This window comes from Hyphobacterium sp. SN044, assembly GCF_021864465.1.
Taxonomy (GTDB): Bacteria; Pseudomonadota; Alphaproteobacteria; order Caulobacterales; family Maricaulaceae; genus Hyphobacterium.
In genome coordinates, this window is the sequence record NZ_JAKKUV010000004.1 from 203,266 (window position 1) to 226,531 (window position 23,266).

The 23,266-nt window shown below is 63.5% G+C and carries 14 protein-coding genes; 4 read left to right on the top strand and 10 right to left on the bottom strand.

Going from position 1 to position 23,266, the window contains the following annotated elements:
• Window position 1: 1 nt before the first annotated feature.
• Complete coding sequence (gene drmB / locus L5876_RS07540; protein ID WP_236955564.1) at window positions 2-1,834, top strand: DUF1998 domain-containing protein; 1,833 nt, start codon at window positions 2-4, stop codon at window positions 1,832-1,834.
• A 46-nt stretch (window positions 1,835-1,880) separates the two neighbouring features.
• On the opposite strand, the gene L5876_RS07545 is transcribed toward drmB, so the two are convergent.
• The 10 genes from L5876_RS07545 to L5876_RS07590 form a co-directional block, all read right to left on the bottom strand.
• Entirely contained in the window at window positions 1,881-3,053 is a 1,173-nt protein-coding gene (locus tag L5876_RS07545; protein WP_236955565.1) for a site-specific integrase, read from the bottom strand.
• Between the two features lie 386 nt (window positions 3,054-3,439).
• The gene (gene rfbA / locus L5876_RS07550) at window positions 3,440-4,321 is read right to left on the bottom strand and encodes a glucose-1-phosphate thymidylyltransferase RfbA (protein ID WP_236955566.1); all 882 of its coding nucleotides are present in this window, start codon (window positions 4,319-4,321) and stop codon (window positions 3,440-3,442) included.
• A 12-nt stretch (window positions 4,322-4,333) separates the two neighbouring features.
• Window positions 4,334-5,395, bottom strand: a complete 1,062-nt coding sequence (rfbB, locus tag L5876_RS07555; protein WP_236955567.1) for a dTDP-glucose 4,6-dehydratase — start codon at window positions 5,393-5,395, stop codon at window positions 4,334-4,336.
• A 100-nt stretch (window positions 5,396-5,495) separates the two neighbouring features.
• Entirely contained in the window at window positions 5,496-7,607 is a 2,112-nt protein-coding gene (locus L5876_RS07560) for a M13 family metallopeptidase (protein WP_236955568.1), read from the bottom strand.
• 142 nt (window positions 7,608-7,749) lie between these two features.
• On the bottom strand, window positions 7,750-7,875 hold the full coding sequence (locus L5876_RS07565) for an entericidin A/B family lipoprotein (protein ID WP_063777223.1): 126 nt from the start codon (window positions 7,873-7,875) through the stop codon (window positions 7,750-7,752).
• A gap of 144 nt (window positions 7,876-8,019) precedes the next feature.
• The gene (locus tag L5876_RS07570; protein ID WP_236955569.1) at window positions 8,020-10,131 is read right to left on the bottom strand and encodes a M13 family metallopeptidase; all 2,112 of its coding nucleotides are present in this window, start codon (window positions 10,129-10,131) and stop codon (window positions 8,020-8,022) included.
• A 152-nt stretch (window positions 10,132-10,283) separates the two neighbouring features.
• On the bottom strand, window positions 10,284-12,383 hold the full coding sequence (locus L5876_RS07575; protein WP_236955570.1) for a M13 family metallopeptidase: 2,100 nt from the start codon (window positions 12,381-12,383) through the stop codon (window positions 10,284-10,286).
• A gap of 146 nt (window positions 12,384-12,529) precedes the next feature.
• Window positions 12,530-15,739 carry an efflux RND transporter permease subunit gene (locus tag L5876_RS07580; protein WP_236955571.1) on the bottom strand — a complete coding sequence of 1,070 codons (3,210 nt, stop codon included), beginning with the start codon at window positions 15,737-15,739 and terminating at the stop codon, window positions 12,530-12,532.
• Between the two features lie 30 nt (window positions 15,740-15,769).
• Window positions 15,770-17,059, bottom strand: a complete 1,290-nt coding sequence (locus tag L5876_RS07585; protein ID WP_236955572.1) for an efflux RND transporter periplasmic adaptor subunit — start codon at window positions 17,057-17,059, stop codon at window positions 15,770-15,772.
• A gap of 9 nt (window positions 17,060-17,068) precedes the next feature.
• Window positions 17,069-18,451 carry an efflux transporter outer membrane subunit gene (locus L5876_RS07590; protein ID WP_236955573.1) on the bottom strand — a complete coding sequence of 461 codons (1,383 nt, stop codon included), beginning with the start codon at window positions 18,449-18,451 and terminating at the stop codon, window positions 17,069-17,071.
• 326 nt (window positions 18,452-18,777) lie between these two features.
• On the opposite strand from L5876_RS07590, the gene L5876_RS07595 reads away from it, so the two are divergent.
• From L5876_RS07595 to pstA, 3 genes are all read left to right on the top strand, one after another.
• Window positions 18,778-20,136 carry an ATP-binding protein gene (locus tag L5876_RS07595; protein ID WP_236955574.1) on the top strand — a complete coding sequence of 453 codons (1,359 nt, stop codon included), beginning with the start codon at window positions 18,778-18,780 and terminating at the stop codon, window positions 20,134-20,136.
• Window positions 20,137-20,271: 135 nt separating this feature from the next.
• On the top strand, window positions 20,272-21,531 hold the full coding sequence (gene pstC / locus L5876_RS07600) for a phosphate ABC transporter permease subunit PstC (protein WP_236955575.1): 1,260 nt from the start codon (window positions 20,272-20,274) through the stop codon (window positions 21,529-21,531).
• Window positions 21,524-23,254, top strand: coding sequence for a phosphate ABC transporter permease PstA (gene pstA, locus L5876_RS07605; protein WP_236955576.1), 1,731 nt, complete (start codon window positions 21,524-21,526; stop codon window positions 23,252-23,254). The genes pstC and pstA overlap by 8 nt, the downstream gene beginning before the upstream one ends.
• Window positions 23,255-23,266 lie beyond the last annotated feature (12 nt).

Sequence of the window (23,266 nt, forward strand, 5' to 3'; positions counted from 1 at the left end):
TATGGCGGAAGACGAAATCAGACTGGCGCAGCTCATTCAGACCTTTGGACCGGGCTCAATTGTCGACCTGCCTAAATCATCAGTTATGATTCGCGGTCTAGGTTCTTGGCCCAAGTACAAGCCGCGAAAAATTCGCGAGCGTCGCCTCGTCTACTATCTCAAAAAGCTCCTTGAGAACGCCGAGGGGGGGAGCTGGCTAGCGGAAGATGCGGAGCTGGAACTATGGGAGCCGCCGCTCAATGAGGAAGCGGTCAATCGGGGTGACGCACCCGCCATTCCGGCCGTTATTTTTCCTCGCTGGGTTACGGTGACGCACGCGGGTGCAACTGGGGCAGAAGCAACAAAGCAAAAGCTTGAGCGGTATACAGCAAACGAGCGACAGCGGAAAAATACGACTAAAACGCCGGTCCGGTGGGTCGGTGCCTGCAAGAACGGCCATGTTCAGGACATCGACTGGCGGTGGTTTGTTCACGTCAGCGCGCCCGATAAAAATTGTCAGCAAGACATGTGGTTGGAGGACCGGAGCTCAGGAAGCGATCCCCAATATATCGATATTCTTTGTGACTGCGGTGCTCGGCGACCACTTAGCGAGTTGTATGCAGGGGCTGGGACTCTGGGCCCATGCGTCGGGCGTCGCTCTTGGCTTGAGGGAAAGCGGGATGAAGGCTGTGATGAAACCCTAGTGCCCATGACGAGAGGGGCCATCAACAACTATTACAGCCAGATCCTGAGCCTGATCGCTCTACCAGAAGACCCGGACGACCTTGAGATGGTCATCGCCCAATACCCGAGATTGAAAAGCGCGGAAAACGTGAGCGAAGTGGCTATCGCACTGAAGTTCAGCGAAGAAGATGTTCGCCAAGCGTTTTCTGGATACTCCCATGAAGAGATATGGAAGGCGATTCAAACTGTTCGTGCGAAAGAAGGCGCTGAGGCAGCTGCAAGCCCCATCGTCCAGCATCCAAAAGAAGCCGAATTTGAGCTTTTCGCCTCAGCACCAAAGATTGGCTCGGACGGGTTGAATGCGCGCTTAACAGGGTGGCGGGTACCGCGCCCGGATTGGATCGGGCGCGATATCATCGACACTGGCTTCATTCGTGACATCGTCGCGATGAGCCGACTATGCGTAGTAACTGCCTTGTACGGTTTTACGCGTTTGGAGCCCGCAAATTCCCCTTTTGATGAGACGTTTGAGGAAATCAACCTCCAGGTACGAGGTCAGCCGTTGGATGAGCAGATCCGATGGCTTCCTGCAATGGAACAGTTTGGAGAGGGCTTTTTTCTGCAAATCGATCCAGATTGGTTTTCCCAAAAGCTGGATTCGACCCACGCCCGAACGCACTTTGAAAAAGTTGAACAACGGTATTTGGTGTGGAAACAAAAGCAGCCCGACCGAAGCGAGTATCCGGGGCACGCGTATGTGTTTGCGCACTCTCTGTCTCACATGCTCATGGAACAAATAGCGTTGGACGCTGGATATCCCTCTACGTCACTGAGTGAACGAATATATGCGCTTTCTTCGCCTGGCGCTTCCCGCATCTCGAAAATTGGTGTTCTAATCTATGCCGCAGGCAGCGGATCTCAGGGCACGCTTGGTGGCCTACTTCAGCTGGCCGATCGTGTGCCGGAATTGGTCCGCAGAGGCCTTGAACGAATAGAGATCTGCGGGAACGATCCGATTTGCTCAACGAGCCCAACCCCAATCGCGAACGATGATTTTTCCGGGTTTGGCGCCTCGTGTCACGGTTGTTTGTTCACTGCGGAAACGAGCTGTGAAAAGCGTAACATGCTCCTCGATCGAAAGTCGCTCTTCGCCCTTTTGAATACAGCCTGACGCTAGGTCCTCTCAGGCTCTTTTTGTAGAGCGTCGGTTCGACGAGTCAGTTCATCAGCCAGCTAGAAAGAACGGTCCCCACCTCTTCTGCACCCTTGCGGACCGGGTCATTCGTCAGGTGCGCATACCGCTCCGTTGTCGTGATCGAAGCGTGCCCCAGTAACTTGCTGAGGACGGCGATCGAGACACCGCTCGCGATCGAGAGACTGGCAAAGGTGTGACGCAAGTCGTGAATCCTGACGTCTTCCAGACCCGCGCGCCTGCGTATCTTGAGCCATTCCTTGGTCAGGCCCTGGAAATGACTGTCACCGCGAGCTGCCGGGAATACGAAAGGCGACCCCACCTGCCGCTCAAGGTTTGACAAGATGTCGATCACCGGTTGGCTGATCGGCATGGTTCTTCGACCGGTCTTCGTGTCCTTCTTGGTGATGGTCCGGCGGTCGAGATCAATTTCACTCCATTCGAGTGAGATGATCTCGCCTTTTCGTGCTCCGGTGAGCATCAGCAAGCGCAAGATCGTAATTGCGTGGGGGTGGGTGCCGCCGATCTCCTCCTCTTGGGAAAGCACCGAGAAGAGCCGGCCGATTTCTTCCTTGCTCAGGAAGCGCTCGCGCGGTGCGACCTTGTATTTCCTGATCGTGTAGCACGGGTTGGTGCGGCGTTCGCGGTATCCCCAAGTCTCGGCAAGATTGAACATCTTGGAGAGCAGGGAAAGGCAGTGGTTCGCCTTGGACTTCGTGCCGGCGAGATCCGAGTGAAGTTTCAGGATGTCGCGCTCGCAGATTTCCGAAACGCGTAGTGAACCAAATCTCGGCAACAGCGTGGTTCTGAAAAGCCGCTGGTCTTCGCGAACCGACGACGGCTTCTTGTTCGGAATGGCGTGCTCGGTGATGTACTTCTCGGCGAGTTCGGCAAAGCGGAGCTCCGCGTTCTTTGTTTGGCGGAGGTCGAGGAGATCTTCTCCATGCGCAGCACTCGAAAGGATTCGAAGCGCCTCCTTTCGCGCGGTCTCGACGGTCCAGGGTGACCCGTGCCGGCCGATTGTTATCTTTCGTTGCCGAGCCCGTCGCCCGATCCCGGCGCGGTAGCGAACGAGATAGGATTTCGCCCCGTTCGCCGCGGTGCGGACCCCGAATCCTTTCAACTGATCATCCCAGACATAGGTCGGTTGCCTGGAGCCTGGGATCGCCTCGACCAGGCGTTTCGTGAGCCTTGGCATCGCCGTCTATCCCCGCGTTTCGTGGGCGCACCATGGGCGCACCGCGCGTAAATTCGTGGATATGGTGGTCTAACGACAAAGTCGCCTTATGCAATAGGAATCAGTAGCTTATCTATCTCCAGAGATTGAGAAATATCGTCAGATAACGCCCCAAATCGCCCTACGAATCTGGGGGTCAGAGGTTCGAATCCTTTCGGGCGCGCCATTTCCCTTTCGATTGATCCTCAAGCCCATCCGGGCGTTCGGCCGTGCCGTGGCCCATTTCGCCCGGTTTGCCTCCCCGAAGCCGGGGCGGGAATGAAGCGCGGTAATGCAGCGGCCTCGTCTTGAACACGGGGGCGCAAAAAGAAGGTGCGGGACTGGAATGAGGCGTTCCCGTTGTCGCGTCAGAGCGATTTCAGGAGGCGTTTCAGATAGCGCTGGTATTCGGTCTTCGGGGATTCATCGACCAGTTCGGCGAATTGCGCGCGGTCGATGAATTTCATCCGGTAGGCGATTTCCTCAGGGCAGGCGACCTTCAGGCCCGTGCGTTCCTCGACCACCTTGATGAATTGCGAAGCCTCGAACAGGTCGGCATGGGTGCCGCCATCAAGCCAGGCCACGCCGCGTCCGATCAGCATCACATTCAGGTCGCCGCGCTCCATATAGGCGCGGTTGATGTCGGTGATTTCGAGTTCGCCCCGGGCCGAGGGCTTGAGATCCCACGCCATGTCGAGGACGGATTCGTCGTAGAAATACAGGCCGGGCACGGCGTGGTTCGATTTCGGCTTTTTCGGCTTCTCTTCCAGCGAGATGGCCTTGCCCTTGGCGTCCACCTCGACGACGCCGAAGGCGCTGGGGTCGGCAACTTCATAGCCGAAAATGGTCGCGCCTTTTTCCAGCTTCGTGGCTTCCTGGACGCGTTTCGACAGACCGTCGCCGTAGAAGATGTTGTCGCCGAGAATGAGGGCGACGCGGTGGCCTTCGAGTTCGTTGGCAGCAACGCGAAACCCTTCGGCGATCCCGCCCGGCCGGTCTTGTGCGGCGTAGGCGAAGCTCAGCCCCCATTGGCGGCCATCGCCGAGCAGCGCCTTGATCTGGGAGAGCGAGTCCGGACTGGAGACGATGACGAAATCCTTGAGCCCCGCGAGCATCAGCGTCGTCAGCGGGTAGTAGATCATCGGCTTGTCGTAGACCGGCAGCAGGTGCTTGTTCACCGCATGGGTCAGCGGATAGAGGCGGCTGCCGGTGCCGCCCGCCAGGATCAGGCCTTTCCAGGGTGCCGCCATCGTCGTGAATTCCTATTCCGCTGCCGCATCGCCGCGGCCGAGGCCGAGCCGTGCCAATTCGGACGGATCGCGCGCCAGCCATGCCGGGTTCTGCAGATACCAAGCCACGGTTGCGCGCAATCCTTCGTTCAGGGGGGTGGCGGGAGTCCAGCCCAGTTCCGCCTTCGCCTTGCCGGCATCGACTGCATATCGGTGGTCATGGCCGGGGCGATCAGTAACGAACTGGATCCGGTCGGCGCGGGGGCCGTCCGGCGCGGGGAAGGCATCATCGATCTGGCGGCAAAGCTCGCGGACGAGATCGATATTCCTGCGTTCGGCATTGCCCCCGAAATTGTACTTCTCGCCCGGCGTGCCGCGCGTCATGGCCACCAGCAGGCCGGTGACGTGATCGTCAACATGCAGCCAGTCGCGGACGTTCTCGCCGCGGCCATAGACCGGGATCGGATCGCCGGCGAGCGCCTTGCGGATCACGGTCGGGATCAGCTTTTCGGGGTGCTGGAACGGCCCGTAATTGTTCGAACAATTCGAGATCACCACGGGCAGGCCATAGGTGACCTGCCAGGCCCGCGCGAGATGGTCCGCCCCGGCCTTCGAGGCGGCATAGGGACTGTTCGGCGCATAGGGCGTCGTTTCGAGAAAGGCGGGGTCGTCGGGTCCGAGCGAGCCATAGACCTCGTCGGTCGAGACGTGCAGCATCCGGAAGGCGGCGCGCGCCGATTGCGATAGCGATTTCCAGTAGGCCAGCGCGCATTCCAGCATCACGGCAGTGCCGGTCAAATTCGTGCGGATAAAGGCTGACGGTCCGTCGATCGAGCGATCGACATGCGTTTCCGCGGCGAGATGCATGACGTATTCGGGCTGGAAACTCTCGAACGCCGCCGAGACCGCGGCCGGGTCGGCGACGTCACCTTTGACGAAACCATAGTTGGGCTTGCCGGCGCATATCGCGACAGCGCGCTCGTCGCCGGCATAGGTCATCAGGTCGAAATTCAGAACGTCGTGGCCCTCGGAGACGAGACGGCGCACCACCGCCGATCCGATGAAACCGGCTCCACCCGTAACGAGAACGCGCATTGGTCTTCCTTCCTGCCCGCGCCTGAATTGCAACGGCTTGGGCAAAAAAGCAAACGGCCCGGCGTTGGGGGCCGGGCCGTTCACCAGTTCTGCGTGCGGTCTACCAGATCGAGACCCGGTTTTCCGGGGCGAGGTAGAGCGCATCCTCCTCGGTCACGCCGAAGGCGTCATACCAGGCGTCCATGTTCCGCACGACACCATTGACCCGGTACTGATTGGGGCTGTGCACGCCCGTGATCAGCCGGTTGCGCATGGAGTCCTCGGTCTGGATGCCGCGCCACACCTGGGCCCAGCCCATGAAGAAGCGCTGTTCCGGGGTGAAGCCGTCGATCTCCTCGCCGCCGCCATGATCCTCGAGATACATGCGGTAGGCGTGAAGCGCGATCGAAAGGCCGCCGAGGTCGCCGATATTCTCGCCCATCGTCTGGGCGCCGCGGACGCAGTCGCCCTCGATCGGGCAGAAACCATTATACTGCTCCTCGAGCACGGCGGTGCGGGATTCGAACTCGTTGCGGGCGAATTCGGTCCACCAGTTGCGCTGCAGGCCGGTGCCGTCGGAACGGCTGCCCTGGTCGTCGAAACCGTGGCCCATCTCGTGGCCGATCACACCGCCGATGGCGCCGAAATTCACGGCCATGTCGGCATGCGGATCGAAGAAGGGGGCCTGCAGGATGGCGGCCGGGAAGACGATCTCGTTGCGCTGGGACGAGTAGTAGGCGTTGACCGTCTGCGGGCTCATGAACCACTCCCACTGGCGGATCGGTCCGCCGAGACGGGAGCGGGAATCCGCCCGGCCCCAGTCGCCGACCGCGTTGGAGTTGGCGATCAGCTGGCCCGGCTCCATCTCGATCGAGGAATAGTCGCGCCACTGGGTCGGATAGCCGATCTTCGGGATGAAGGCTTCGAGCTTGTCGAAGGCTTCGGCCCGGGTCTCGTCATCCATCCACTCAAGGGTTTCGAGGCGGTCGGCGAAGGCCCGGCGGAGATATTCCACGAGCTCGGTCATCTGCTCGCGATATTCCGGCGGGAAATGCTCCTCGACATAGACCTGGCCGATCAGCTCGCCGAGCTGGCCGTTCACGAACTGCACGGCGCGCAGTTCGCGCGGGCGCTGTTCCTCGGTGCCATTCAGACGGCGGCCGTAGAATTCGAAGGAGGCGGTGTCATACGCTTCCGGCAGCATCGCCGTGTGATTGTCGATGAAGTGGAAGGCGAGGTAGGAGCGCAGCGTCTCGACCGGCGTCTCGGAGAAGAGCTGGGCGAGCGCCTGAACCGCCGTGTCGGTGTTGACGATGATCTCTTCCTGACCGGCCACGTCCTCTTCCTCGAGGAAGGCCCGCCAATCAAAGCCCGGCGCGAACTCGATCAGCTCGTCGACGGTCATCAGGTTGTAGTTCGCGATGCGGTCGCGGACCTGGGCACGGTCCCAGTGGATTTCCGCGATGGCGGTTTCGAGCGCGAGGATGTCCTCAGCGCGTTCGCGGCCATTGTCGATGCCGGCGCGATCGAACAGGCCGGTCATGTAGTCGACATAGGCTTCGCGGTGACCCGGGAAGGGATCGTCCTCACGCAGATAATAGTCGCGGTTCGGAAGGCCCAGGCCGGCCTGGCCGGTCGAGATCACGTAGCGGGTCGGGTCGCCCGGATCGATCGTGACGCCCATGGAGAACATCGACATCTGCGACGGGCGGCCGAACCAGCGTGCGATGTCCTCGTGCGTCTCGGAGGCGAGGATGCCGTCGATATCGGCCTGGAGCGGGGTCAGACCCAGCTCCTCGATCCGGTCGGTGTTCAGGAAATCGTTGTACAGCGTGCCGATCTGGTATTCCGGCGTATCGGGGGCGGGATTGCCGTTGGCCGAACGCTGGATGATCTCTTCGATGCGGGCTTCGGTTTCCAGATAGAGTTCCGTGAAGCCGTTCAGGCTCGAGAAGCCGGGCGGGTATTCGGCGGTTTCGAGCCAGCCTTCGTTGACGTAGGTGAAGAAGTCATCACCCGGGTCGACGGTTTCGGAAATGTGCTGCGTCTCGACGCCGAATTCGCCGAGGCGCGGATCGGCTTCGGCCATGACGGTATCGGTGCCGGACGTGCCGTCCGTCATTGCCGCGCCGGAGGCGGTGTCCTCGGTGTTCTCGGCCGGCGCATCGACCGGTTCGCTGCACGCGGCAAGAAGCAGAGCGGCACAGACGCCGCCAAGCCAATAGGTCTTCATCGGAAGAAACCCTCCCCATCGGGTATGAAAATCAAACCGGGAGGGTAGCCCGCGAGAGCGGGGTGACAACTGAACAAACTGTTAAGAACAAGCGCGGACGGGCCTGGCTTGCCCGTCCGGCCCGGTTTTCACGCCGTCGTGATCAATCGGCGGCGTCCTCGATGGCGTCGCCCGTGGCTTCGACATCGCGGCCAATACCTTGCACGGTATTGCAGGCGGCAAGCGTCAGCGAAGACGCGGCAAGCAGAAAGGCGATCCACTTCTTCATCGCGAAAATCTCCCGTGTTGATCCAGGCGGGGCAATCATTTGCCGCCGCCTAAAGACGCGCAACGTCGAGAAAAGTTCCCGTGCCGGCCAAGAAAAAGGCCCGGCATTACTGCCGGGCCTCGTTCATTGCCACGTGCGGGCCTGTTACCAGATCCGGACGCGTTCTTCCGGCGGCAGGTAGAGCGCATCGCCTTCGGTGACGCCAAAGGCGTCGTACCAGGCGTCGAGATTCCGCACGACGCCGTTGATGCGGTACATGCCCGGGGAGTGCGGACCATTGACGAGCTGCGCGCGCAGCGCGTCTTCGCGGTACATGATCCGCCACACCTGCGCCCAGGCCAGGAAGAAGCGCTGGTCGCCAGTGAAGCCGTCGATGACCGGGGCTTCGCCGTTCGGGTAGTTGGCTTCGGCGTAGTTGCGCCACGCCGTGTAGGCCATCTGCATGCCGCCGAGATCGCCGATATTCTCGCCGAGGCTCAGGCGTCCGCTGACGCACTGTCCCTCGAGCGGGCAGAATTCATTGTATTGCTCGACGAGACGGTCGGACCGCTCGACGAAGCGGGCATTGGTCTCGGTGGTCCACCAGTCGCGCAGGCGGCCTTCAGCATCATAGCGGCGGCCCTGATCGTCGAAGCCGTGACCGATCTCGTGACCGATCACCGCGCCGATGGCGCCGTAATTGATCGCCGGGTCGGCGTTCGGATCGAAGAAGGGGGCCTGCAGGATGCCAGCCGGGAAGGTGATCTGGTTCTGAAGCGGGTTGTAGCTCGCATTGACGATTTGCGGCGGCCAGCTCCATTCGCGCGGATCGACCGGCTGGGAGAGGTCTTCCAGCTGCTCGGCCCAGGCGAATTCCGACATGCGGATGCGGTTGCCGAAATAGTCGTCCGACGCGATTTCGAGGCCGTCATACTCGTCCCAGATTTCCGGGTAGCCGATGCGCGGCTCGAAGGTGGAGAGCTTCTCCAGGGCCTGCTGACGTGTCTCGTCATCCATCCATTCGAGGTTTTCGAGACGGCCACGGAAGGCCGTGATCAGGTTCTCGACCAGGCCTTCCATCTGCTCCTTGGAGGAGGGCGGGAAGTGGCGCTGGACGTAGATCTGGCCGACGGCATGGCCAAGCGCGCCGCCGACGAGCTGAACGCCTCGCTTGTTGCGCGCCCGCTGTTCCTGCTGACCGCTCAGCGTCTGGTTGAAGAAGGCAAAGCTCGCCTCGTCGAACGCCGCCGGAAGCCAGCTGGCCCGGTCGGAGATGAAGTGGAAGGCGAGATAGTCGCGGATCGTCGCGATGTCGGTTTCGGCGAAGATCCGGGCCGTGTCCTCGATCGCGCTGGGCTGCACGACGATGACCTGATCGACATCGATGCCGAGGGCGTCCATGCCTTCCGGGAAGTTGAAGGCCGGTGCCAGTGCGTCGAGATCGGCGACGGGCATCGGATTGTAGGTCTCGGTCACTTCGCGGGAACGTTCGCGGGTCCAGTGCGCCTCGGCGATGCGGGTTTCGAACGCGATGATGGCATCGGCCTTGGCCTCGCCGTCGGCGATTCCCGCCAGTTCGTGAATGCGCGCAATGTAGTCGCGATAGGCGTTGCGGTATTCGACGAAGCGCTCGTCCTCGCTGAGATAATAGTCGCGGTTCGGCATGCCGAGCCCGCCCTGGAAGAGGCGCAGCGCATTGGCTTCGGGGTTGGCCGGGTCGGCCCAGACGGCGAAGCCGTACGGGCTCTGGTGATGAACCGAGTTGAACAGCGCGGCCGCATCGTCATGCGTTTCTACCGCCGCGATCTCCGCCAGGAAGGGCTGGATCGGATCGAGCCCGGCGGCCTCGATGGCGTCGGCATTCATCCAGCTGGCGTAGAGGTCGCCGACGAGCTGGGTGTTCGAACCCGCTTCGCCCGCCGCGGCCTGGGCCTCGGTGATGATGGCTTCGACATGGTCCTCGGCCTCGAGCGAGAGGACGGTGAACATGCCAAAGGCGGACCGGTCGGCCGGAATTTCGGTCGAGTCGATCCAGCCGCCATTGGCGAAGCGGCTGAAGTCGTCGCCGGCAGATACGGAGGTGTCCATGCCTGCTGCGTCGAAGCCGAACGTGCCGAAACGCGGCTCGCCTTGGGCCGAAGCCGTGGCGTCCGCGGTGGTCGTTTCGTCGATTTCGGTTTGCGCTGCCGCGTCCGTGTTTTCCGGCGTCTCTGCCGGCTCACTGCAGGCCGCGAGCAGCAGAGCGGCGCACACGCCGCCAAGCCATTTTGCCTTCATGATTTCAATTCTCCCCAGGAGTGATTTCCTGCGCCCCATCTAGTGCAAATGGCCTTCCGGGCAAAGGGGAGGGGCCAGTGCGCACGGCCGGTGAACGAAAAAGGCCCGGCATTTCTGCCGGGCCCTGATCCTCATTCTGACAGGCCGGTGACCTACCAGATCTTCACGCGTTCTTCCGGCGGCAGGTAAAGCGCGTCGTCGGGACCGACGTCGAATGCCTCATACCATTCGTCCAGATTCCGGACCACGCCGTTGGTGCGGTATTGCGACGGGCTGTGCGGATCCGTTGTCAGACGGGCGCGCAGATTGTCCTCGCGATAGAGGCGGCGCCAGACCTGGGCCCAGGCGAGGAAGAAACGCTGATCGCCGGTCATGCCGTCGATCACCGGCGCTTCGCCGCCGCAGCAGCTGTCGAGATGGCGCTGATAGGCCGAGTAGGCCATCTGAACACCGCCAAGGTCGCCGATATTCTCGCCCATGGTGAAGGTGCCATTCACATTCATGCCTTCGATCGGCGAGTAGGTGTCGTACTGGGCACCGAGACGCGACGAGCGTTCTTCGAACTGGGCGTTCGTGGCCGTGCTCCACCAGTCGCGGATGCGGCCCTGCTCGTCGAAGCGGCGGCCCTGGTCGTCGAAGCCGTGGCCGATTTCGTGACCGATCACCGCGCCGATGGCACCGTAATTGATCGCCGCATCGGCGTTCGGGTCGAAGAAGGGCGGCTGCAGGATGCCGGCCGGGAAGGTGATCTGGTTCATCAGCGGGTTGTAGGACGCGTTCACCGTCTGCGGCGGGTAGGGCCACTCGTTGCGGTCCACCGGTCCGGCCAGGTCTGCGACCTGCTCATTCCAGTTGAATTCGGCGATGCGCTGGAGATTGCCGAACAGATCACCGGCCTCGATCTGCAGGTTCGAGTAATCCGTCCATTCGTCCGGGTAGCCGATGCGCGGCTCGAAGGTGGACAGTTTCAACAGCGCCTGCTCGCGCGTCTCGTCGTCCATCCAGTCGAGGTTTTCGAGGCGTTCCTCGAACGCCGCGACCAGATTCGCGACGAGGTCTTCCATCTGGTCCTTGGAGGACGGCGGGAAGTGACGCTCGACATAGATCTGGCCGACCGCCTCACCGAGCGAACCGCCGACGAGGTTCACACCGCGGCGGTTGCGCTCGCGCTGCTCCTCGGTGCCGTTCAACTCGCGGCCGAAGAATTCGAAGCTGGCCTGGTCGAAGGCCAGCGGCAGGGCGTTGGTGTTCGAATTCAGGAGGTGGAAGGTCATGTAGTCGCGCAGAACATCGACCGGAGTTTCGGCGAAGATCGTGCCGGTGCCCTCGATCGCGCTTGGCTGGGCGACGAGATAGCTTTCCACACCGCCGATGCCGAGACCGTTGAAGCCCTGCTGGAAGTTGAATTGCGGGGCCAGTTCCGCAAGCTGCGACAGCGGCATCGGGTTGTAGATGCGCTGGATGTCGCGGCTGTCTTCCTGCGTCCAGTGGACCTGGGCGATCCGGATTTCCAGATCGAGAATGGCGTCAGCGCGCGCCTGGCCATTGTCGATCCCCGCGAGATCGAAAATCCGCGCGATATAGTCGCGGTAGCCCGAGCGGTATTCCGCAAAGCGATCGTCTTCGTTGAGATAGTAGTCGCGATCCGGCAGGCCGAGTCCGCCCTGACCGACGAAGACCGTATAGCGGGTCGTGTCGGCCGGATCGGGGATGATGCCCGCGCCAAACATGGACTGGTGGTGAAGGGTCGACATCAGCGCCGCGAAATCGTCGTGCGTTTCGGCAGCATTGATCTCCTCGATCAGCGGCATGATCGGCGCCAGGCCGCGCTCGTCGAGGGTCGAGGTGTCCATCCAGCTGGCATAGAGGTCGCCGACCTTCTGCTCCACGGTACCGTCGGCCGGGTTCTCGTTCTGCAGGTCGACGATGATGTCCTCGATCTGCTCTTCGGCCTCGAGCGACAATTCCGTGAACATGCCGTAGTTCGACAGGTCGGACGGAATTTCCGTCCGGTCGAGCCAGGCGCCGTTGGCGTAGCGATAGAAGTCGTCACCGGGATCGACAGCGGTATCCATACCCGTCTGGTCGAAGCCCCAGTCGCCGATCTCGGCGTCACCGGCCATTGCGGTCTGTTCGCCGCCGGTTTCTTCCATCGTCACCTGTTCGGGCGTGTTGGTTTCGTCGGTCGCGGTCGGTTCGCCGCACGCCGCCAGAAGCGCGAGACACGCGCCGCTCAGAAGCAGTTTCCTCATGAAGTCTCTCCCACCTGCCGGGCCACTTGCCCGGTGATTGTTGCGCTACCGTCTAGCCCAGAGCGGGCCGGAAGTGAACGCGGTGCTGCTCAAGTTGCAAATGCGAACGCCGGACAGAGGGGTCTGCCCGGCGTTCAGGATTGGCCCTACTCGGCCGGTTGAATGGTGCCGACATCGATGTCCGGCTGACCATCCTTGGTTTCGTGATAGCTGGACCCGATGCCCGGCTGACGCACGCCCGTCCAGGCGCCCACGAAGTGGCGCTTGATGTCCACCCCGATGGCGTACATCGCCGGGACGAGGAAGAGCGTCAGGAACAGGGCGAACACGACCGCGAAGCCCAGACCCACGACCATCGGCTTCAGGAACTGCGCCTGGGTCGAGGTCTCGGCCATCATCGGCAGGATGCCAAGGAAGGTCGTGACCGAGGTCAGAATGATCGGGCGGAAGCGTTGCACACCCGCGTCGATCAGTGCCTGGAAGGCCCCCACGCCGTTGGTTCTGAGCCGGTTCACGAAGTCGACCAGGACCAGGTTGTCGTTGATCACGACCCCGGCCGCGGCCCCGACCCCGAAGTAGGAGAACAGGCCGAACGAGATCCCGAAGACGAGGTGTCCGAACAGGGCACCGGCCAAAGCGAACGGAATGGCAATCAGGATCAGGAAGGGCTGGGCGTAGGATTTGAACGCGATCGCGAGCAGGATGTAGATGCCGCCCAGCATCAGGATGACGAGCCGGACAAGCTCGGCCATGAACTCACGCTGGCCTTCGGACTCGCCGGTCTCCTCGCGGCTGACGCCAGGGTGACGCTGTTCCCATTCCGGGAAGAAGTTCTGCTCCAGATTCTGGGAGACTTCCTGACGCGCGGCCGGATCGGTCAGCTCTGCGCTGACGGTCACCGTCCGCATGCGGTCGCGGCGGCTGATCCGGTTGAGACCCGGCGCGTATTCGACGTCGGCAATGGTTGCGAGCGGGACTTCGCGGCCGTCCGCGGTGCGGATACGGAAATCGTTCAGCGTGTCGAGCGAGGCCCGGGCTTCCCGCGGGAAGCGCAGCATCACGCGGACGTCCTGACCGTTGCGGGGCAGGCGCTGGATTTCCTCGCCATAGAAAGCCTGGCGGACCTGACGGGTCACATCGGCCAGCGTCAGACCGAGCGCCTGGGCATCCGGGCGCAGGGTGAACTGAAGTTCGTCAAGCGAGGATTGCAGGTTGTCGACCACGTCATAGAGCGTGTCGTAGCTGCGCAACTCTTCCTTCAGGTCGTCGGCCGCCGCGCGCAGCTCGTCCAGATCGGTATGGCTGAGCGCGAAGCGGACAGACGAGCCGCCGCCGTCAAGAGAAGTATCGAGGCGGACTTCCTCGGCATCCGGGATCGGACCGAGGAATTCGCGCATTTGCTGGGCCACGTCACGGGTCGGCAGGTGACCCGGACGTTCCGGGGGCTCGGGCAGGGTGATCCAGGCGCGCACGCCGCCATCGGTGGCCAGCGTGGCGCGGCCCTGGATCATGTCGCCTTCGCCCGGGAACATCTCGGCGTAATAGGCCTGCGTCTCTTCCTCGGCGCGCTCCAGTTGTGCGCGGACCTGCTCGGTCCGGTTCCAGGGCGTGCCTTCGGCCAGCGTGATGTTCACCCGGATCATCGTCGACTCGATCTCCGGCATGAAGACCGATCCGACCCGGTTGGTCATCTGCAGGCCGATCGCCAGGACGAAGACACCGATGAAGAAGAAGAGCGTCGAGTATCGGCGCTGGACCGCAAAGACCGCGACCGGGCGATAGATGTGCCGGGCGAACCAGACCATCGAGTCGGCGATGCGTTCCTGCAGGTCGAGCAGAGGCTTGAAGAAGCCGCGGTTTTCCTGCGGCTTCATGTGCGACAGGTGAGCCGGCAGGATGAGCAGGGATTCGACCAGCGAGAAGCCGAGCGCGGCGATGACCACGATCGAAATCTGGGCCGTGTACTGGACCACGGGGCCGGTCAGCAGCATCCAGGGCGCGAACATCATCATCGTCGTGATGACGGCGAAGATGACGGGCTTCAGCACCATCTGCGTGCCGACCACGGCGGCGGTCAGGCCGGTTTCGCCGCGTTCGACGCGGTTGTGGATGTTCTCGCCGACAATGATGGCGTCGTCGACGACGATGCCGATTACGATCAGGAAGGCGAACAGCGACAGCATGTTCAGCGTCACGCCGAACATCGGCAGCACAAGGAATGCGCCCAGGAAGGCCACGCCAATCCCTACCGTCACCCACAGCGCCACGATGGGCCTGAGGAAGAGGATGAGGGTCAGCATCACCAGCAGCATGCCGAAGATGGCGCTCGACAGGATGGTCTCCATCCGGCCGCGGTAATCGTCCGAGGAGTCGAGCCAGGAGGTCAGCTGAACATTGTCCGGCAGCTCGGCATTCTTGCGTTCGATGTAGGCCGCGACGCCATCGGACACGGTCACCACGTCGGTGTTCTCGCCCGACATGACCGAGACCAGCGCCATCGTCTGGCCGTTGAACGTGCCGTGGATGTTGGCGTCGACAAGCCCGTCCATGACTTCGGCGACGTCGTCGATGCGGATCGTGCCGCCCGCCGAGGTCTGGCGGATGATGATGTCTTCAAAGTCTTCCGCGGAATCCGCCAGCTGGCGCGCCGTGAGAGGCACGTCGCCGATATCGGTGCGGACGTTGCCGGCGGAGGCGTTCAGCGAAGAGGAGCGCACCGAGCGGGCGATCTCGTCGAAGGTCAGGCCGTAGCGGCGCATGGCCTCCTGATCGACTTCGATCGCGACTTCCTCTGGAATGACCGACATCAGTTCGACGAGCGAGGCACCAGGCACCTGGGCCGCCACTTCATCTCGGATTTCTTCGGCCACACGCTGCAGGTCGCGGCGGGGCATGTCGCCATGGACTGCAAAGATCACGATCTGGTTCTGATCGCGCATCTGGGAAATGTTCGGGCGATAGGACGATGGCGGCAGGTTGTTGACCGAATTCACCCGCTGTTCGATCTGGTTCACGAATTCCTGAGTGTCGACCGAATTACGGCCTTCGATCCGGACATAGGCCGAACCTTCCCGGGCCGTGGAATAAAGCGTGTCGATGCCGTCAACGTCGGACACCGCTTCCTCGATGCGCAGGATGATCTGCTCTTCGACTTCCTGCGGCGATGCGCCCGGCCAGGCCACCGAAATCTCGACGCCCGGCATGGTCGCGGTCGGGAAGACTTCCCGGTTCATCGCGAAATATCCGAGGACGCCGCCGACAATGGCCACCAACATCAACAGGTTGGCGGCGACGGAATTCTGGGCCCACCAGGCAATGATGCCGCGGTGTTCGGTCTGGTGATTGGGGTCGGTCATGACCGTCTCCTTCGCGCTGGGCGCGATTCCCTATTCGGCGCTGGCGAGATTGGCTGCCTGCTCGCCTGCATCATCGGTTTCGGTTTCGTCTTCGGCCTCTTCGTCTTCAGCGGAGAGGTCGGCGCTGAACTCCGGCAATTCCTCGCCATCGGCGGTCAGGGTTCGGATCCGCATGCCGTTGGATGCGGCCCGGACCGGCGAGGTGATCGCCATTTCGCCTTCATGTACATCGCCCGAGACAACCAGGCGGTCGCGGCTGGACGAAATCACGCTGATGTTACGGAAGACGAGTGTGCCCCCGGCTTCGGCGACATAGACCGTGTCGGTGCCCCGCAGCGCGGAACGCGGCATGACGTAGGCGTTTTCCACGGTGCGGCCTTCGACCTCGGCATCGACGAACAAGCCCACGGGAAGCGGCGCGCCATTCTCGGCGGCTGCCTGACCATAGGGGTCGTTGACCACGGCGATGGCGTAAAGCACGCGGGTCTGCGGGTCGATCGTGCTGTCCGTGCGCACGAGTTGGGCCTGCCATTCGCGATGCACTCCCGCAAGCTCGGCGGACAGGGTCACATTCGGGCCGGGATTGGCTTCGGTCGCCTGGAAGGCCACCGGGATGTTCAGCATCGCCAGCTGGCTGTTGGTCAGCGGCAGGCGGATCTGCACGGCGTCCGTCGCGAACACCTGGCCGAGACGCGTGCCCGGGCCGACATACTGGCCGAGGTCCGCGGACTTGGTCCGCACGCGGCCGTCGAACGGTGCGTAAATCCGCGTGCGCCCGAGGTTCAGCCGCGCTTCCTGAAGCTGGGCCTCGGCCGCAGCCAGGGCGGCTTGCGCCTGGGCCATCTGCGGTTCGCGCAGGGTCAGCGGCGACGCCTGGCCTTCGCCGATTTCTGCCCATTCGCTGGCGGCGAGTTCGGCTTCGGCTTCCTCGCGAACCAGCGCCTGACGGGCCTGGGCCACTTGCGCCGAGGCGCGGGTCACGGCGAGGCGATAGTCCGCATCGTCGATCTGGATCAGCGTTTCGCCGGCCTCGAAGAAGCCGCCCTCGATGAAGTTCGGGTTCACATAGGTGATGCGGCCGGCCACTTGCGGAACCAGGTCGATCTGGGTCAACGGGCTGACTTCGCCCTGCGTGTCGACATGAAGAACCACGTCGGTGCGCTCGATCGGCGCGGCGAAGACCGCGACCGGACGCGGGCGCGGATCGACGCGCTCGGGTCGAGGCGCGGTGACCTGCAACACGATGAAGGCGGCCACGAAGGCCAGGATGACGCCGACGGGCAGGAAAATGCCAACGAGACGGGATTTCGTCTTACTCATAACGGTCTCCTATTCCTGCGCCGCGGACGGATAGGCGGGGAGGAAGTCGCCACCGAGGGCGAGATAGATGTCCACACGATTGGTGGCCCGCTCGCGGCGGGCGCTGATCAGAAGGCTCTCGGCGCTGATTCTACGGCTCTGCGCATCGAGCAGTTCAAAGATGGTGGCCAGACCGGAGCGGTATTGCCGCTCGACCAGGCCCTCGGCGGCCGCGGCCTGTTCGAAGGCTTCGGCCTGTGCTGCGAGACGGTCGGCGAGAAGCGCGTCTGAATAGATCGCGTCTTCCGCTTCGCGCCAGGCCGACAGCACCGTGTTCACATAGGTATGCAGCTGGGCGCGGGCGGCCGCTTCGGCGCGGTCGCGTTCGGCGCGCAGCGCACCGCCCGACCAGATCGGCGCGGTCAGCGAGCCGATCAAATTGGTCACGAGCGTGTCGGCATCGAGCAGATCGCCAAGATCGCTGCCGCCGGTTCCGCTACGGCCGGTGAAGGACAGGCGGGGTAGCAACGCGCGCCGGGCCTCGCTCGCGCGGTAGCCCGAGGCATTCAGGCGTGCTTCGGCGGCCAGGATATCCGGGCGGCGTACCAGCAGATCGGCCGGCTCACCGAGACCTGTCAGATTGCCAAGCGTCGGGAGGTCGTTGTCGTGCGCGATCGTGTTCGACGGGTAGCGGCCGAGCAGGATTTCGAGCGACCGGGCGGCGGACGCCTCGGCGCGCTGGCGCAGGGCCAGGGTCGAGCGGCTGGAGGCGAGGGCGCTGCGGAAGGTCCGCACGTCGGACGACCGCGACACGCCGGCTTCGAAGCGGCGCTCGACGAAGGACAGCGAACGCTCCTTCATTTCCACGTCGCGCGCCGCGAGGTCGGTCTGCAGCCGCGCTTCGAGCAGCGAGAACCAGGCCTTGGCGACCTGAGCGGCGAGCGAAAGGCGCGCCGCTTCGAGATCGGCACCGCTGGCCTCGGCATCGGCCAGTCCGGCCCGCGCGCGATCGCTCAGACGGCCCCAGACATCGGCTTCCCAAGACACGGACAGATCCGCGCCGAAGGCGTTGCCGCCACCGGCGTTTGTCTCGGTCCGGGTCGCGTCGCCGCCGGCACCGATGGACGGCAGACGGCTCGAATTCGCGGCCCGGGCTGACGCGCGCGCCGCGTCGAAACGCGCCGCCGCGGCCGCCACGGACGGGTTCGCCCGCTGCGCTTCGGCGACAAGCTCGCCAAGACGCGGATCATTGAAGGTGGCCACCCAGTCGACCGGCAGGGGGCCGGCCTCAGCCGGACCGCTCCAGATGGAACCGGCCGCGGGAAGTGCGGCGGAGCCCTGCGCCAGATCTGTGCTGGCGCAGGACGTTGCGGTGAGGCTCACCGCAGCGAGGAGGAGGAGACGACGTTTCATATTGTTGTTCAGATGTCCCGCATCGGAATTTTGGATGCATCCTATGTGTGCGCTCTCGAAAGTCAACAAACTTTTATCGAAAAACGCTAAAAGCTTAGCGAGTAACATGAAAAGCCTCTCGTTTTTCGTGATGCCCAATCAGGGGAGTCCGGAACAAATGTTTACGAAAGCAAACAAAATGCGCAGGGTCGGTGACCGGACTCCCCCCGTGCGCGAGTGCGTGTCACAAGGCGGGGGCAATACTTCAAATTCGGCACGCTAACGAGTGAACTTTGAGCAACCTTGATCCCCAGATTCGGGAACGTACGCGGCTCCGGCGCCGCGATGTGATCGCCCTGATCGCGATCGCGACGGTCGTGTTCATGGTCCTCGCCGTGACCGGGGGGATCGGGGTCTGGGAGGCGATCGCCAGCGCCGCGGCCATCGCCGCACTCGGGTTCATCTACTATCTGCTTGTGACCGCGCCGGTGAACCGGGAGCCGCCCGCGATCATCGCGCCGGCGGCGCGCCCGGCCGAAAATCCGCTGCAGCTGGCCGACACGATCGTCGCCCGCCTGCCGACACCCGTCCTGGTGATCGGTCCCGGCGGCCGGATCGAGCAGGCGAACCCGGCGGCGCGGGACTTTCTGGGCCTGGGCGCGGAGGGGGCGCAGCTCTCTGCCGTGCTTCGCCAGCCGAAAGTGCTGGAGTCGATCTCCGGCGCGCTGCGCGGGGAAAACCAGAAACCGGTGGAGTATTCGACGTTCGCTCCCATGGAGAGCCATATCCGCGCCCACGTGATTCCGCTGAAGACCGGACAGGAAGGGCCCTTCCCCTGGCGGGCGCTGCTGGTCATGGCGGACGAAACCTCGATCAAGCGCGCCGACCGGATGCGGGCCGATTTCCTGGCCAATGCCAGCCATGAATTGCGCACGCCGCTGGCTTCGCTGGCGGGCTTCATCGAGACGCTGCGCGGACATGCGCGCGAGGATATCGGCGCCCGCGACCGCTTCCTGTCGATCATGCACGATCAGACGGAACGCATGCGGCGCCTGATCGACGATCTTCTCTCGCTCAGCCGCGTGGAGATGGACGAGCACCTCCCGCCAAATGACGAGGTCGATATCGCCGCCATAGCCCGAGACACGATCGACGTGCTCGGACCGATCGCGCGCGAAAAGGGCGTCCTGATCGAGGCCGATGCCGACGAAGCCACGCTGGTCGTGGGGCAGCGCGACCAGTTGATCGAGGTGGCGCAAAACCTGGTCGAGAACGCGATCAAATATTCCGCCAGCGGATCGCGGGTTGTCATCGAGGTGCGCGGCGGATTGACCCGCGATCAGGCCGAACATTCCAGCCACGCACTGGGCAATCAGGCGGCGCGGGTCGCTATCGCGCTGCCGGGCGGGCCGATTTCGGGCCAGGCGAAGCGCCGCTTTGCCGTCATGCGCGTGCGCGATGCCGGGGTCGGAATCGAACGCCGCCACCTGCCCCGGTTGTCGGAGCGATTCTACCGGGTCGACGGTCAGAAAAGCGGTCCCAAGGAAGGGACCGGGCTGGGGCTGGCGATCGTGAAACACATCATCAGCCGGCACCGCGGCGGCTTCATTGTGGAAAGCGCGCAGGGCGAAGGCTCCGTGTTTTCGGTCTTCATGCCCATGCCTGCGGCCAAAGCCGCGATTCAGGATGCCGCTTCCACGGAGTGACGGCCTACGGCGGTTGTCACGAAACTGTTGTGGAACTGACATACAGCCGCAGCGAGGCGCGGTGTAGAGGCTGGCCGGATTGGACGGGTTTTGATCCGTTCAGTGAATGACAGGCAGCACTGGATACCGATTTTCATGTCCGTCAGCGCGATTACAGGTCTTGCCCTGCTCGTCCTGATTGCGGCCGCCTTCTATGCGGGCCGCGCGCGCGCCGTTGCCGTGTCCGGCGACAAGCCCGTGCGCCTGCATTCCCTGCCGAACTATCACGGCTATTTCCTGGCCGCCTGGACGGCGATCCCCGCGCTTGCCGTCGTCGTCATCGCGACGATCGTCGAACGCCAGCTCGGCATGTCGGCCTGGACGTCGGCAGCCCTGACGGCGGTGCTCAGCGTGCTGGCCGGTCTCGCTGGCCTGTCCCTGGCCCGGCGGCGCATCAATACCGGCTTCCGCGCGCGGAACCATGTCGAGCGCCTGATCGACGTCGTCTTGCTGGCCAGCTCGGTCATCGCGATCCTGACGACGGTCGGCATCGTGGCCTCCCTGCTGTTCGAATCGCTGCGATTCTTCGAGGCGATCGACTGGCGAATCGACCGCTTCCTGTTCGGCCTCCACTGGAGCCCGCAGATTGCGATCCGCGCCGATCAGGTCGGCCAGTCCGGTGCGTTCGGTGCGGTGCCGCTGTTTGCCGGCACGGCGATGATCACGCTGATCGCGATGATCGTGGCAGCGCCCGTGGGCCTGTTCTCGGCCATCTACCTGTCGGAATACGCCGGGCCGACGACGCGCCGCATCGTGAAGCCGCTTCTGGAAATCCTCGCGGGCATTCCGACCGTGGTTTACGGCTTCTTCGCGCTGCTCACCATCGGCCCCGCCATCCGCGGCGCGGCGGAATGGGTCGGCGACCTGACGGGCATCGTCGCGCTGCAGAATGCGGTGACGCAGAGCGCGCTGTCGGCCGGTCTGGTCATGGGCGTGATGATCATCCCCTTCGTGTCGTCACTGTCTGACGACGTGATCAACGCCGTGCCGCAATCGCTGCGCGACGGCTCCTACGCGATGGGTGCCACCAAGTCCGAAACCGTGCGTGAAGTCATTCTGCCCGCCGCGTTGCCGGGCATTGTCGGCGCGCTGCTGCTGGCCGTCAGCCGCGCGGTTGGCGAGACGATGATCGTGGTCATGGCCGCCGGACAGGGCGCGAACCTGACCGGCAATCCGTTCGAATCGGTCACCACGATCACGGTTCAGATCGTGATGCTGCTGACCGGCGACCAGGAATTCGACAGCCCGAAGACGCTGTCCGCCTTCGCGCTGGGTCTTGTTCTCTTCGCCTTCACGCTCGTGCTGAACGTGATCGCGCTCCGGGTCGTTCAGAAATACCGGGAAAAGTATGACTAGTGCCGACCGCCAGTCCGCCGTGCAAAAGCGGCTGCTCAAGCGCTATCGCGACGAGGCGCGGTTCCGGGCGTTCGGAATCGCCGCGATCGTGTTCGCCCTGGCCATGCTCGCCCTGCTGATCGGTTCGATCGGCAGCCAGGCGATCTCGGCCTTCACGGTCAACGAGTTGACCCTGCGGGTGGAACTCGATGCGGAACGGGTTGATCCGGCCGGTGACCGCAGCCCGGACTCGCTTCGCCGCGGCAGCTATAACGGCGTGTTGCAGGACGCGCTGCGCGCCGAATTTCCCACCGTCACCGAGCGCGAGGATTTGCGTGACCTTTTCGGCCTCTACACGCCGCTGGTCGCCGCGCGCCTGTTGAACCAGGTCGCCGACAATCCTGACCTCGTCGGCCAGACGATCGACTTCACCTTCCCGATTTCGGACCACGCCGACCTCTATCTGAAGGGCCAGATCACCGGCCGCGAGAGCGAGGTTCTGGCGGGCGGTTTCACCATTTCCCGCGCCGACGGACGCGCGACGATCATTTCGGAAGCCGGGGTCTTCGCGGCGGTTCGCGATGCGGTCCGCGCCGATCTCGACCTTCGCGCCGATGCGATCGAGGCCCGGGCCGAGCGCTATGAAACGCGTTCGGAAGCCGCGGGCGATGCCGCGCGTTCCGAACAATCGTCGCAAGACGCGGAAGCGGCGCGCCAACAGGCGGCCGCGCTGCGCGCCCTGACGCGCGACGATGGCGGCGATCTGGAGCTGACGCCGCAATTGCCGAGCCGGCTTGTGCGCATCGCCGGCGGCTTCGTGTCCGTCGACGCCATCTCTGCCGACGGACGATCGGTTTCGGGGCGCATCCTGGTCGACGGCGATGCCGACACGGCGGCGAGCGCCGAAGTCCTGACCCTCAGCGTGCCGCAAGCGGATCGCCGCTTCTCGGACGCGCAGATCGCCTGGACCGAAGCGCTTCAGGCGCGCGGCAATGTCAGCGAAGGGTTCAATACCTGGCTGTTCACCAATGCCGACAGCCGTGAGCCGGAGCTGGCCGGCGTGCTCGGCGCAATGATCGGCACCGTGCTTACCATCGCCGTGACGATGGCGCTGGCCATGCCGATCGGCGTGTTCACCGCGATCTATCTCGAGGAGTTTGCACCGAAGAACCGGCTGACCGACCTGATCGAGGTGAATATCAACAACCTCGCGGCGGTCCCGTCGATCGTGTTCGGCCTGCTTGGCCTGGCGGTTTTCATCAACACGTTCGGACTGCCAAGATCTGCGCCGCTTGTCGGTGGTATGGTGCTGGCGCTGATGACGCTGCCGACCATCATCATCTCGGCGCGCGCCGCGCTGAAAGCCGTGCCGCCGTCGATCCGCGAAGCCGCGCTGGGCGTGGGCGCGTCGAAGACACAAACCGTCTTCCACCACGTCCTGCCGCTGTCGGCACCGGGCATCCTGACCGGCTCGATCATCGGCATGGCCCAGGCGATGGGCGAGACGGCGCCGCTCCTGATGATCGGCATGGTCGCCTTCATTGCCGACGTGCCGTCGCTGAGCCTCGACGGACTGACAGAGCCGGCGACGGTGATGCCGGTTCAGATTTTCCTGTGGTCCGACGGCGCGGAGCGCGCCTTCGAGGCCCGCACGGCCGCGGCGATCATCGTGCTGCTCGGCCTGATGATCACCTTCAACGCGCTGGCGGTCTTCCTCCGCCGCCGCTTCGAAACCCGTTGGTAGAATGGACAGCGT